The organism is Flavipsychrobacter stenotrophus, assembly GCF_002954265.1.
Lineage (GTDB): Bacteria > Bacteroidota > Bacteroidia > Chitinophagales > Chitinophagaceae > Flavipsychrobacter > Flavipsychrobacter stenotrophus.
Genome location: NZ_PPSL01000002.1, coordinates 727,487 through 739,772 on the forward strand (window position 1 = coordinate 727,487; position 12,286 = coordinate 739,772).

Below are 12,286 nucleotides of genomic sequence, written 5' to 3' on the forward strand. Positions count from 1 at the left end.
TTACAGATCATTTACTCATTGTTTGAATGGCGTTATGAAAAAAGCCTTGTTGTTCTTTATTGTCTGGAGTGGTGCCTTGTCTATGTTCACTGCCGGTGCGCAAAGCTGGCAATGGGCACGTAGCAGCATGTGTAGCTCATTTCTGGGTGGCAGTGAAGGCTTTCTGGTAAAGGCCGATCCATACAACAATGTATACATGGCAGGCTTCTATTATGGCGATAGTGTATGCGTTGGCACTACTACTTATTACAACCCTATCAACCCTACCAACAACGTTCAAACCCTGATAGTAAAGTATGATAGCACCGGCAATGTACTATGGAGTAAGGCCGGCAAACATGGTCAATCGAGACCCATTGCTATCACTACCGACCATAAGGGCAATATGTACGTGTTCGGATACTTTACTACAGATAGTATTCGCTTTGACGAACAATTACTCATCAATACCGGTTTCGATCACCTACACCCCCTCGCCAATGCTTGTTACTACTTGTTGAAGTTTGATGAGGAAGGCACATTGTTGTGGAGCGATAATGGCAATGGCAGCATTCACCCCGATGGCGACTACCTTAAAGCAGGCGGTATGGCTGCAGATGCCTCAGGTGATATATATATAGCCTCTACATTCAACTCCGATACACTTAAAATTGGCACTAACAGGCTTATCAACACTAATGCAATAGATAGTACCGATGACATATTTATTGCCAAGTATAATACCTCAGGCAACGTGCTGTGGGCCAAATCATTTGGTGGCTCTAAAGATGATTTTGTACTCGATGTGGCCAGCAATGGCAGTAAGATATTCCTTGGTGGTTATTTCACGTCAGGGTTCATCAATTTTGGAGGCAACATACTCTACAACAGCCGTAAGAAAGGGTATGTCGCAAGTATGGACATTAACGGCAATGTGCTGTGGGCAAGGAACACCGGATCTAAAGGCAAAACCCGATGTGTGGCTCCCGACAAAAAAGGTAACGTTTATGTGTCAGGCGGATTTACAGACACCCTTGGCTTCGACACTTACAACATCATCAACAATTATGGCGGCTATTATCTTACCCGATTCGACTCTACAGGTAATATGCAGACACCTAAAATACTTAAACCGGTTAACCAGTTGGTATCTTGCTGCGATGTGTACAGTATGACCACCGATGCCTGTAACGATGTATGGATCTCAATAAATATGGAAGCAGGTAAGGGCGTTAGTATTGATAACAGTACTACTGTCTATCCTCCCAACGGAAGTCAGGATCCGACTATGTTTGTGGGGTATAATGCAGCAGGCACATTAATAGATCATGTGGAGCTGAAATCGGGGGGAGGGTATAATACGGGCTTGTCTAATACAGGACTATCAGCCGACAGCAGGGGCAATATCTTCTTTACCGGCGATTTCAGAATATTGGATCCGTTTGTTGTAGGAGCGGATTCTCTTCATCTTTATGGCGGACAACAAACCAACATATTTGTGGGTAAGTATAAACCCCTTACTGATTGTGTTGATCCGGAACAACCGGTTTATCCTTCAGTTCCGGTAATAAAAATATATCCTGATCCTGCCCGTTCTGAAACTGTACTTAGTTATACCGGCGACCTCGGTGTTGGCGCGACTATGACGCTGCGCGACATAACAGGACGAATGATACATGTATACCCGCTAACAACACAATTAACACCTTTCTCGGTAGCCGACCTGGCACAAGGCACCTACCTGTGTATGATACACGTAACAGGCAGGGAGATATATACACTCAGGTTGGTGGTGGTAAGGTAGGCTGCCAGAGGGTATCCGGCAACCTACCTGTCCCGAAATATTAATAGAAGTCCATTCTCAGTGCTACACCTAACCTCAGCATATTGTGGCTTACATTATTGCCCGATGGATTGTTGGTTGTGGTAAACTTGCTTGCCGGCATTGCTGTGTATTCTGCAAAAAACAGACCGTTATCGTTTAAAATAACTGTGGTCTTGGCGCCGTAGCAAATACCAAATACATTGGCTCCTTTTATCGCTGCGTTTTCTACTCCACCGGTGTAAATATAGGGGTCGGAAGTGTTGACGTACTTTATACCGATCATCGGCCCCGCTGTCCAGGCCAGGCGCTTGTGGTTCACTATGGTTGCCATAGGGCTCACTTCCATATCTACGCTCAGCCCCAGGCTTGCGCCGTCTACTTCGCTTGCAGATGCATTATACGTTTTAGTGTACCATGCAGTGTTCTGGCCAAAAATGAAATCTGTGTTTATAGCAAAATCAAGTACCATTTTCTTATCGGCTAGTGGGAAACCCATGCCCACATTCAATCCTGTACCGGTTTTGTAAGGATTATCTTTACCATTTGTAGGTGTTGAATAGGTTAGTCCCAGGCAGAGGTAAGTGCTCAGTATATCGTGTCTCTTTTTGCTTTTCTTAGTTGTGGGCAGTATTGGCATACACCTCTTTAGCTACGCGCTCTTCGTTGGCAGCACGCGCCTGTTGTGTTTTGCTATCGCTCAGTTCAGCTACTCTTTTCCTTATAGAGTCATTCTTTGGCTGCAGCTCCAGGTATTTGTTGTAGTAATATAATGCCTGCTCATTGTTGGCCTTGCAATCCTGCGCATTAGCCATACACATAAAGTAGGCTGCCGTAGTTTTTCCTTCAGCCGATACATTGCTTAAGAAGCGCATTGCATCATCGCAACTCTTCGTAACGTTAATGGCGTTGCGGGCGTGCTCCAGTTCTTCTTTGTCGGTTTGCGCGTATAGCGTGCTGGCGGCCATCATAGTGGCTACTGTAAAAAGGGAATTAAGAAATTTCATTTTGATACTGTAAAGTGTTAGGAATGATTTTTATTGAAACGTTATCCATGCCATGCGCACCTGCCTGTCGTGGCCATCGCGCTCTATAAGCAATGTAGCATACGTATTTGTTGCTGCCATGTAGTCCGATGCATCGATGTAGCAGGTATTAGACTGGTCTTTCTCTTCGGTAGCGCCAAACAGATAAAACTTGTTCACATCGTTGCCTTTTAATGCATAGCACACAGTATTCAACTTATTCGGATTATTCACCAATGCCCTTCTGCGGTCATCTTCATCCTTGCCAAAATTTTTGGTGTTGTCATTAAAGATGATGTACCTGTTGTTGTCTGTGCCTATATAGTCGTAAGAAATGTAGCTATTGTAATCGTTGTAACCCAATAGAGACATCCATTTGCCTTTTCTTCTTGATGACATGTATAGTGGGTTGATGATACCACCTGCCATCTGGTTCTTCATCAACACGTAGCCGCTTTTCTCTGTACCATCTTCTTTCAGTTCAGATACACCTATACCACCCAGCAATGTGCTCGCAGAAACCACTGCACCGTACTGGTTCACAGTTGTCTGCTGGGTCATTTCTTCAGATAGTACGGTAGTGCTGTTGTCCTTGTTCACGATCATGGTCTGCGGCATACCCTGGTAGTTCTTTTCTATCTGCAATACGTTATGTATGTACTCATTGGTCTTTTCGCCTGTGAGCAATTTCACGCTCTTCAGTCCCATAGTCTCAGGATCTATGTAGCTCATGAAAGATAAATAATATGCGCCACCACCTTTGCTTTTGGTCAGGGCAAGTGCCAGCATTTGAATGGTATTGCTGGTGCGGTTATAGTGCATTACCGATTTTGTATCTCTGAAATCTTCTGTGAAATCGAGTGGTTTGCTGTAGAATGTAGAATCAGTAGCATTAAGCCTGGAGACAAACACATGTCCGTTCTCACCCTTCAGGTTAGATGCGGCATACGTGCTGATGAATACCCTTTTATTGCCATCTACTACCGCACCTATATAGTTGAGGTAACGCAGTGATTCGTCAGCAAGCTCATAGTAGCCTACATTGATCGGTTTGTGTGTGCCATCATAGTGTACCACCTTTATTCTGTCTTCGGTGCCACGGCCATAAGCATTGAAGTAAATGACCACATAACAATCCGAATTAGCATCCTTCTCTATATAAAATTTGTCTGCAGATGCTACATCAAATGCTTTTATCTTAGGCATGCTGCCAATTTGCTCTTCTTTTACAATATTCCCTGTGAACGGATCGAAACGCAAACGATAAAGTGTTGGTTCACGGCCATCAAACTGTGCAAGAAATAGCACAGGTTCGCCGTTTATTTCATACAGGCCTTCTACAATAGATGAGATGAGTCTCTTCGGGTTCCAGAGTTCGCTGGTAACTGTCTGGCTAGCTATCATCTTTCTGCTCTTGTCGTAGATCTTTACCTCTATACCTTCCTTTTTGGTAAAGTGGAAGAAAGCAGTGTTGCCATTTTTCAGCAATAGCACTTTACTAAAGCCGGCAGTAGGTATTTCAAAGCTCTCGCTTTTTTCAATCTTGGGTTGCTGCGCAAATACGCAAGGCAGGCTCAATATCATAGTGAGCAGTAACAGGCTTACTTTTTTCATTGGTCTTTCGCTTTTTTGTGAGCGAAAGTATGATTATTCTCTCGTATATCTCACTTTTTAGTATGAGAATACTATGTTTAATTCCCTGTATTACAGCATTATCGGGTCAAAGAGAGGAAATCGGAATCCAACCGTCCTCACTAGTAAAATACAGACGCGGGCAGCTCCCCCTTTATCAGCCCACCTGCTTTTGCTTTATCAAACAGGGTGATTATTGCATTCCTTCCCGTTTCTCCAAGGTCGGTGCTATAGTCGTTAACGTACAGGTCAATATGCTTACGCATTACAGTTTCTTCCATCTCCTGCGCATTGGCGGTAACAAATGGAGCCAGGGCTGGATAGTTGGCCCATGAGTAAGCAATACTCTCTTTAATGATCTTATCTATCGTCGCGCTTAGCTCTTTATCAAAACTGCGACGCACCACTATACCACCCAATGGAATAGCTGCATGTGTTGTTTGCTCCCACCAATCACCAAGGTCCATAAGCTTGGTAAGTCCCTTTGCCTGGTAGGTAAATCTGCCTTCGTGGATGATCAGCCCGGCATCGTAACTGCCATCAAGCACAGCCGTCTCAATATCGCTGAAGATCATTTCGGACTTGTTCTTTGCAGTGGGATGTGCCAATGACAGCAAAAGGTTGGCAGTAGTATTAAACCCCGGAATAGCTATTTTATATTCGCTGATCTTAGACATATCAAGCGCACTCTTAGCAACCAGCAATGGCCCTACGCCCACACCCAATGCGCTGCCACTATGCAGTAAAGCATAGTCATTGACAGTATGCAGGAAGGTACTGTAGCTGAGTTTGGTAATATCCAGCTTACCCTGCTCTGCCCATGCATTAAGGGTGCCCACGTCTTCCATCACATAGTTAAAAGATAGACCATGAGTGTCTATTTTACCATTTACCATGGCGTCGAAAATAAACGTATCGTTGGGGCAGGGGCTAAAGCCTAAAGTAAGTTCCATATAAATTACGGTATTAGGATGCAAAGGTCAACCCTATTTATTATTCGGCGTTCTCTAAAAAATTTATCAGCCAATTGTTCAGATTAATAATGGCATCCTTCATCTGCCATTTGCTTTTGTCGCGCGGTATTACATAGTTAGATATGCCACGTACCTGCATAAATGGCACTCCCATTTGCAGGCATACGTAATGAAACGCAGTACCTTCCATACTTTCTACCTGGCAGTGAAACAACTCCTTTCTACGGGCTATAGTTTGTTCATTACCGCTCACAGTATTCACTGTCAATCCGGTCACTTTCTTTAGTCCGGTATTATCTGTTATGGCATTGGGTATAGTGCCGAGTATTTTATGGGTATGCGGTTGCACATCAGGCTCAATAAGGCCCATCTCAAAGATGTCTATATACTTGTCGTGATCCTCTGCACCCAGGTCGCCATAGCGCTCAGATATCACCTGCACTACTTCACCCAATTGAATATTTTCATCAAAACTACCTCCGACACCGGCTTGTATCACCATATCATACTTATGTGTACTCAGCTCGCGGGTGAGCGCAAATGTGGTAGCAATAACACCTACACCGGCTACCACCATGGTAATATTGTGCTGTGTACCGGGTGTTTTTTGCAGGTGGTCTTTAAGTATGCTTACCTCTCCTTCTGTAGCAGATAATATCAGCAGGTTCATACTGCAAAGAACCGCTTTTTTTGCTAAACCATTATGTAGTGCTAACTTTGCACCAAATTAAAGAAATGATTTATTTGACTCGTGTGGAACATTTTAATGCAGCGCACAAGCTGTATAACCCTAACTGGACGGAAGAAAAGAACAAAGAAGTTTTTGGCAAATGTTCGAACACCAACTGGCATGGGCATAATTATGAACTACACGTTACAGTAAAGGGAAATCCACACCCCGAAACCGGTTTTGTATATAATGCCAAAACACTGGGCAACCTTATAAAAGACGTGATCATAGAAAAAGTAGACCATAGTAACCTGAACATGGATGTAGACTTTATGAAGGATAAGTTTACAAGTGCCGAAAACCTTGCCATTGGTATCTGGAATGAATTAAGACCACATATTGACTCGGAAGAAACGAAGCTGCATTGCGTGAAACTGGTGGAGACGAAGAGCATTTTTGTAGAATATTTCGGGTAACCATTATAAATTTTTCCTATAGTCACTAAAGTAATCTTTACACGCCGATCAGCAGGAATGAGGGTCTCTACCGCTATCTTCGTTTAATCATTACTTAATAAACTTAAGCAAAATTGAGCTACAAGAAGATAGAAGCATACGACGAGCAAGCTACTGAGCAATTGAAAGGCAGTTATAAGGGCATCATTCAGGCAATAGGCGAAGATCCGGAAAGGGAAGGATTGCTGAAAACCCCAGAACGAATGGCTAAAGCCATGCAGTTCCTCACGCAGGGCTACCAGTTGGATGCCCATGAGATACTCAACTCAGCCAAGTTTGCAGAAGATTATAGCGAGATGGTGATTGTAAAGAACATAGAGCTCTACTCTATGTGCGAACATCACCTTTTACCCTTCTTTGGCAAGGCACATATAGCATACATACCCAATGGCTATATTACCGGATTGAGCAAGCTCGCCCGCGTGGTAGATACTTTTGCCCGGCGCCTGCAGGTGCAGGAGCGCCTTACCCACCAGATACTCGATGCTATACAAGATACCCTGCAGCCACTTGGTGTAGGCGTGGTTATAGAAGCCCAGCACCTATGTATGATGATGCGCGGCGTACAAAAGCAAAACAGCAACACCACCACATCAGCCTTCAGCGGGCAATTTATGAAGAACGAAACAAGGAGTGAATTTCTGAGATTGATTGCGGCTGACTTGAGCTAAAAAGCCATTCGAAAATGGCCTTGTTGCAAAAGAATTCCTGAATTATATTTGTGTCCCGATTTTACAGATCGGGACATTTTTTTGTGCGCTCGGGAAGTAGCGCAGCCCGGTAGCGTACATGGCTGGGGGTCATGTGGTCGCAGGTTCGAATCCTGTCTTCCCTACTCTTTAAAAGCCTCACAGCAATGTGAGGCTTTTTTGTTTTGGATTTGCCGATTACTTGTACGATGAGTGTCGGCGTCCCAACGGTCTATCTTTGCGGAGCCAATTCGACATTATATTTCTCAGGGCTAAAATGAAGATCAGTATTAAAATCTTCAGGACTGAGTTTTTCTTTTTGCATAAATGGACTTGAACCTTTTTCAAGCAATTCCGAATCACTTATATATTGATGTAACTTAAATGGAGCTTTAAGCCACCAATGAATAAGGATAAAGCTAGAATCGTGCTTGTTGTAATATCCATAAACTTTAATAGTCCCATTGGAATTGGGATACAAAACATTCCATTTTAGTCCAAATAAACTTGACAAAGCGTCTTTATTAGAAGAGTCCATATTAAATGTAATTGCGTGCTGCACATTATTGACTTCAATAAATATATTATCCCCTGTAGATTCATAAAAATAAAAATCAAAACACTCAAAATGGGATTTGTCGATTTGTTTTTTATTATTTTTCAAACTGCATGCTGTGAGAGTTAATAATATTATTAGGACTAATACTGGTTTCATTTTCATTTTTTTTCACGGTATTTCATCGAATTTAGTAATGTCCACTAAGTCTTTCAGATAAAAGTTAGAACATTTTCCAGCCGCCCCGACTTTAAATTAAACGGGGATAAACTTGCCAATTGTTGCTAGTTTATTCCCGTTTTTGTTAGTTTGTTCCCAAAATTTCCTGTTTTTCGGTTCGAATTCATCTAAACAAAATCCCTCTCTTGGCCTTTCCTTATCCTACATATGAATAAACTAGGGAATTGAATATATTTGGGATTGATAATAGATTAGATATGGATTGTGAATGCGAATTTTGTAAAAATAAGCTCCCATTTGATGTGCCGTCCGAAATTGTTGATGCGGCTGTCACCGGTAATTTAGTAATTTTTGCTGGAGCCGGTATAAGCACCGAAACAAATCACGTCTTCAAAGAAACGCTCTACCAAGATATTCGGCACGATTTAAATGTCGCAGACAACCAAACTATAGATTTTCCAAATCTAATGTCCCAGTATTGCAAACAAAGAAATGGGCGAAAGTTACTATTAGAAAAGATCAGGAAGCGTTTTGAATATTGTTTGCAATTCAAGGAATTATACAGAACAGCTACAAGCTTTCACGAAGAACTCTCGTCAGTATACTCAATTGAAAGCATTTTTACCACAAATTGGGATGATTATTTTGAGCGTGAGTGTAACGCTATTCCTATTGTCACGGCGCAAGATTTTGCTTTTTACAATACTGATGGAAGAAAAATATATAAATTACATGGCTCTATTGGTAATTACGGTAGTATCATAGCCACTACAGAAGATTATTTAAGGTGTTATAAAAATTTGCGTAGCGGACTAATCGGAAGCCACTTGAAAACAATTTTAGCTACAAAAGTTGTTGTGTTTATTGGATTTTCTTTTTCCGATTTTGATTTCAATAAGATATACTCATATCTCAAAAAGGAGATGCAGCAGGTAATTCCCCACTGTTATATTGTGACACTTGATGAAACGTTTAGTAATAAGTTTTCAAAAGAGAAAGCAACAATTATTAATACAGATGGAACATATTTTGTTAGCACTATCAGAAAACACCTTGAAGGGATAAAATTTTTGATTCCTAAGGAAAGGTTGCAAACCGTAAGAGCACTTAGTGATATGCGCTCAGAAATTCATGAAAAATCTGTTGACTTTTTTTTAAGTACTAAAACACCGACGGCTGTTTACAACTTGTTTTATCAAGATGGACTTCAACACGCCTTTGACTTCCTAGAATATCATTCTAAATCTGGACGCACGTTTAACCCTACGAGAATAATAAATGCAATAAAGTCTTATGAGAATTTAAAATCAGAGTATCTAAAATGGAAAAACTATCCAGACTATGTCTATGTTGAGGGATATATTTCAGGATTGTATTCGATTCTCGCCGATGAAAAATTAAAGGAATTTCCCTTTTTCTATATTATGGGATTAGGTATGATAGGAACTGAAAAGCAATTTAAATCGCTTTTGAAGAAGCAGCATACTTACCACAAAACAGCTGATATAGTTGGTAATAAACACTTCAATATCATTCTGCAAAAAGAGTCACAAGTGGTTCCACATCATAGGCCATTTATCTAATAGGGGCATTCCCAAATGACCTTTTTGACCTGGTTATAGTTCGAAAGTTGCCCAGGAGAGTGTCGACAAGTATTTACCAGTCCTTACCAGTTCTTACTCATGCTTCCCAAATCATCCTCAAAAGTGCCTTTAACGCAAGCAAGTCCTTGATAAAAGGTTCGACATTTGCCCTGTCTTCCCGACATAACAAGACAAGGCACCGGAAATGGTGCCTTGTTATTTGTAGTATCTTTTAAATCCTTTTGCAGGCTTGCAAATCAATGATAACACTTCTATCAGCTATTTTTAAAAGATACGGGAGAACTCTGTATTAACCCAATGAATGGAACCCTACCTTGTTTCCTTCTGTGTCGATAAAAAGTGCAATGAAGCCCCTGTTGGCACCAATAGCAGTTTTCGGCAGAATAACTTTTCCACCGGCACTTTCTACCCTGCTTAATGGAACAGAAAGGTCATTTCCGCCATCTAAGTAAACAGTTGTGCCGGTCATTGCAGGAACAAAATTTTCACCACAAGCAATTGCTCCGCCAAATCCGCCTTTTTGTGGATCAGACGGTAAATATGCATATTGCATATTAGGACTAGGGTCGTTATGAATTTGAGCAGCTAACACTGTAGCATAAAATGCTGTTGCTCTAGCGAAATCTGTTGCTGGGATTTCAAACCAATTTAGCGTATTTACCATGTTTATTAAAATTTATATGGGTGTTTATTATTATTTTTTATGTTAAGGAATTAGTTTGGTACAACTTCATAAATGGCGTTGATATTTCCCTTAGTTGCTTTTGAATACGAACAAATCGATTTAGTGGCTTCTACCAGTTTTTTCGCAGTATCGTAGTCTACATCATTTATTTTAACCAGAAGATGGGCGCCAAGATCATAATTACCGCTATCATGTAATACACCAATTTTAGCTGTTACAGTAACTTCTCCGATTTTAATTTTTTCGAGTCCTGCAGCAATTGTTACACTTGTACCTAAACAAGCCGACCAAGCTGCTGCGAAAAGTTGTTCCGGATTGGTTGCGCCACCAGCACCACCCATTTCTTTAGGAAATCTGATATCGACATCCAATAGACCATCAGATGATCTTGCGTGACCGTTACGACCTGCTAAGGTTGTCACTTCTGCTTCATAAACTTTTTCCATTTTTAAATTGTTTTTAAATTGCCTACTTTTGTACTTGCAAATTACAAGTGCAAATATAAAGACATTTACTTGTTATTTGCAAGTAAATAAAAAAATATTTTTTATGGAGGATAAAAAAAAGGCAAGATCGAGCTGTGGAGTATCCCTATCATTGGATATTATTGGGGATAAATGGTCTCTATTAATTGTTAGAGACTTAGCTTATTTAGGCAAGGACACCTACGGAGATTTATTAAAGATGGAAGAAGGAATAGCTACCAATGTTTTAGCGGATAGGTTAGTAGTTTTAGAAAAAGCAGAGATAATTACTAAGGAAATTTTTGTGGGGAGTAAGTCAAAATTTAAATATAGATTAACCGAAAAGGGAATTGATTTATATCCAATTATAATGGAGATTATGTTTTGGGGTAGCAAATACTGCGAAGTAAAGCCCGAACAAATAGGGATTGCTAAAATGACTAAACAACAGCGGGACGCGTTTACGAAGGATGTTATGAAGAAGCGACACAAAGAGTTAACTGAAAGGAGTTAGCATTTTAGTCAATATAATTACCTGGTGAATTGTATAGCGGTCATGAGGTCGAAGGTTCAAAAGTTGTCCAGCCTTCCCAACTGAAATTGCAAAGCTCAACCGAAATGTTGGGCTTTTTCATTACCCAACCAAACTCGCTCTAACTCACCAAATTACTTTACAATTTCACTAGATTTGACCTCAACTATTTATCGTTGATGACCCATGCCTTTTATCTGTACATTCCAGCTCAACAATGGAGCAATTAGCGCAAGCGATGAAGTAGTATTCAAGCGATATATCGATGGTTCTTTTGGCGCATATCATAGTCACAATGTGCCAATAGCTGAGGTGGTGGTAAATGGTCGATCAGGGTTCATTTATAGTAATGGTCCGGGATTCCCGTCCACTCTGGGAAAATTGGAGCCGGGTGATGTCATTACTCCTGAAACAAAGATCGCCTACTTTGCAGCAGATGGCGATGACATACCTTATGGACGCCCATATGCCGTTATTCGTTTCGATTAAATTTATACGTCTCCAAATGTGCAACAAAGCTTCTTTATGCAGATAATGAAAAAGGTGCACTGATTTAAAATGCCTGTCTTTCCACTGCCGCAATAGTATCGGTCGGGTGCGTATTAAATCCTATTCTTGCATTGGGTGCTTGTTTGTGAACGACATTGATCATCTGTTCAAACAACAGGAAGTTCTTTTCAGGAATGCGTATGCCCGCACCTATCAATACAATGTCAAACTGCGTCTGCTGTAATTTTTTCTCAAGGATATTTGCAGCTGTCAGGCCAAAATCTGTCCAGCATATTTCTGCTTCATGGCCTTTATCGCCGAGCTGCTGCGCTGCACCTTTTATGCCGGCCTCTACTTTTTGTGCGGTAAGGCCTGGTAATGCGGCAAATTCCGGACCGTTAAAATCAATAATGTAAGGATCAATTCCTACCAACAGTATTTTTTTAGGCGTCATAATTTTGTGTTTTATA

Annotated in this window: 15 protein-coding genes and 1 tRNA gene; 7 read left to right on the plus strand and 9 right to left on the minus strand. The window is 41.1% G+C overall.

All coding sequences use genetic code 11. The features are described from left to right. Window positions 1-34 precede the first annotated feature (34 nt). On the plus strand, window positions 35-1,783 hold the full coding sequence (locus tag CJD36_RS08310; protein WP_105038667.1) for a T9SS type A sorting domain-containing protein: 1,749 nt from the start codon (window positions 35-37) through the stop codon (window positions 1,781-1,783). A gap of 40 nt (window positions 1,784-1,823) precedes the next feature. Here the strand turns inward: CJD36_RS08310 and CJD36_RS08315 are convergent, their stop codons facing one another. From CJD36_RS08315 to mqnB, 5 genes are all read right to left on the minus strand, one after another. Continuing rightward, window positions 1,824-2,441 (minus strand): hypothetical protein, encoded by a 618-nt coding sequence (locus CJD36_RS08315; protein ID WP_105038668.1) that lies wholly within the window; start codon window positions 2,439-2,441, stop codon window positions 1,824-1,826. Beyond that, the gene (locus tag CJD36_RS08320; protein WP_105038669.1) at window positions 2,419-2,808 is read right to left on the minus strand and encodes a hypothetical protein; all 390 of its coding nucleotides are present in this window, start codon (window positions 2,806-2,808) and stop codon (window positions 2,419-2,421) included. Before CJD36_RS08320 ends, CJD36_RS08315 begins: the two co-directional genes overlap by 23 nt. A gap of 30 nt (window positions 2,809-2,838) precedes the next feature. After that, window positions 2,839-4,440, minus strand: a complete 1,602-nt coding sequence (locus CJD36_RS08325; protein WP_105038670.1) for a hypothetical protein — start codon at window positions 4,438-4,440, stop codon at window positions 2,839-2,841. 140 nt (window positions 4,441-4,580) lie between these two features. Further along, window positions 4,581-5,411, minus strand: coding sequence for a 1,4-dihydroxy-6-naphthoate synthase (locus CJD36_RS08330; protein WP_105038671.1), 831 nt, complete (start codon window positions 5,409-5,411; stop codon window positions 4,581-4,583). A gap of 40 nt (window positions 5,412-5,451) precedes the next feature. Next, entirely contained in the window at window positions 5,452-6,102 is a 651-nt protein-coding gene (gene mqnB, locus CJD36_RS08335; protein ID WP_105038672.1) for a futalosine hydrolase, read from the minus strand. Window positions 6,103-6,167: 65 nt separating this feature from the next. Between mqnB and CJD36_RS08340 the strand changes: the two genes are divergently transcribed. The 3 genes from CJD36_RS08340 (at window position 6,168) to CJD36_RS08350 (ending at window position 7,452) form a co-directional block, all read left to right on the plus strand. Beyond that, window positions 6,168-6,578, plus strand: coding sequence for a 6-pyruvoyl trahydropterin synthase family protein (locus CJD36_RS08340; RefSeq protein WP_105038673.1), 411 nt, complete (start codon window positions 6,168-6,170; stop codon window positions 6,576-6,578). A gap of 113 nt (window positions 6,579-6,691) precedes the next feature. After that, window positions 6,692-7,288 carry a GTP cyclohydrolase I FolE gene (folE, locus tag CJD36_RS08345; RefSeq protein WP_105038674.1) on the plus strand — a complete coding sequence of 199 codons (597 nt, stop codon included), beginning with the start codon at window positions 6,692-6,694 and terminating at the stop codon, window positions 7,286-7,288. 90 nt (window positions 7,289-7,378) lie between these two features. Next, window positions 7,379-7,452, plus strand: a tRNA-Pro gene (locus CJD36_RS08350). 86 nt (window positions 7,453-7,538) lie between these two features. Here CJD36_RS08350 and CJD36_RS08355 read toward each other — a convergent pair. Beyond that, the gene (locus tag CJD36_RS08355; protein WP_133162554.1) at window positions 7,539-8,021 is read right to left on the minus strand and encodes a hypothetical protein; all 483 of its coding nucleotides are present in this window, start codon (window positions 8,019-8,021) and stop codon (window positions 7,539-7,541) included. A 245-nt stretch (window positions 8,022-8,266) separates the two neighbouring features. Between CJD36_RS08355 and CJD36_RS08360 the strand changes: the two genes are divergently transcribed. Further along, complete coding sequence (locus CJD36_RS08360; protein WP_133162555.1) at window positions 8,267-9,625, plus strand: SIR2 family protein; 1,359 nt, start codon at window positions 8,267-8,269, stop codon at window positions 9,623-9,625. Between the two features lie 310 nt (window positions 9,626-9,935). Here the strand turns inward: CJD36_RS08360 and CJD36_RS08365 are convergent, their stop codons facing one another. Continuing rightward, window positions 9,936-10,310, minus strand: a complete 375-nt coding sequence (locus tag CJD36_RS08365) for a VOC family protein (RefSeq protein WP_105038677.1) — start codon at window positions 10,308-10,310, stop codon at window positions 9,936-9,938. Window positions 10,311-10,360: 50 nt separating this feature from the next. Beyond that, complete coding sequence (locus CJD36_RS08370; RefSeq protein ID WP_105038678.1) at window positions 10,361-10,777, minus strand: Ohr family peroxiredoxin; 417 nt, start codon at window positions 10,775-10,777, stop codon at window positions 10,361-10,363. Window positions 10,778-10,880: 103 nt separating this feature from the next. Here CJD36_RS08370 and CJD36_RS08375 point away from each other — a divergent pair, with 103 nt between their 5' ends. Both CJD36_RS08375 and CJD36_RS08380 read left to right on the plus strand, forming a co-directional pair. Further along, window positions 10,881-11,309, plus strand: coding sequence for a winged helix-turn-helix transcriptional regulator (locus CJD36_RS08375; protein ID WP_105038679.1), 429 nt, complete (start codon window positions 10,881-10,883; stop codon window positions 11,307-11,309). Between the two features lie 204 nt (window positions 11,310-11,513). After that, on the plus strand, window positions 11,514-11,816 hold the full coding sequence (locus tag CJD36_RS08380) for a hypothetical protein (RefSeq protein ID WP_105038680.1): 303 nt from the start codon (window positions 11,514-11,516) through the stop codon (window positions 11,814-11,816). 64 nt (window positions 11,817-11,880) lie between these two features. Here CJD36_RS08380 and CJD36_RS08385 read toward each other — a convergent pair whose 3' ends face one another. Further along, window positions 11,881-12,270, minus strand: coding sequence for a hypothetical protein (locus CJD36_RS08385; RefSeq protein WP_105038681.1), 390 nt, complete (start codon window positions 12,268-12,270; stop codon window positions 11,881-11,883). Window positions 12,271-12,286: the final 16 nt, after the last annotated feature.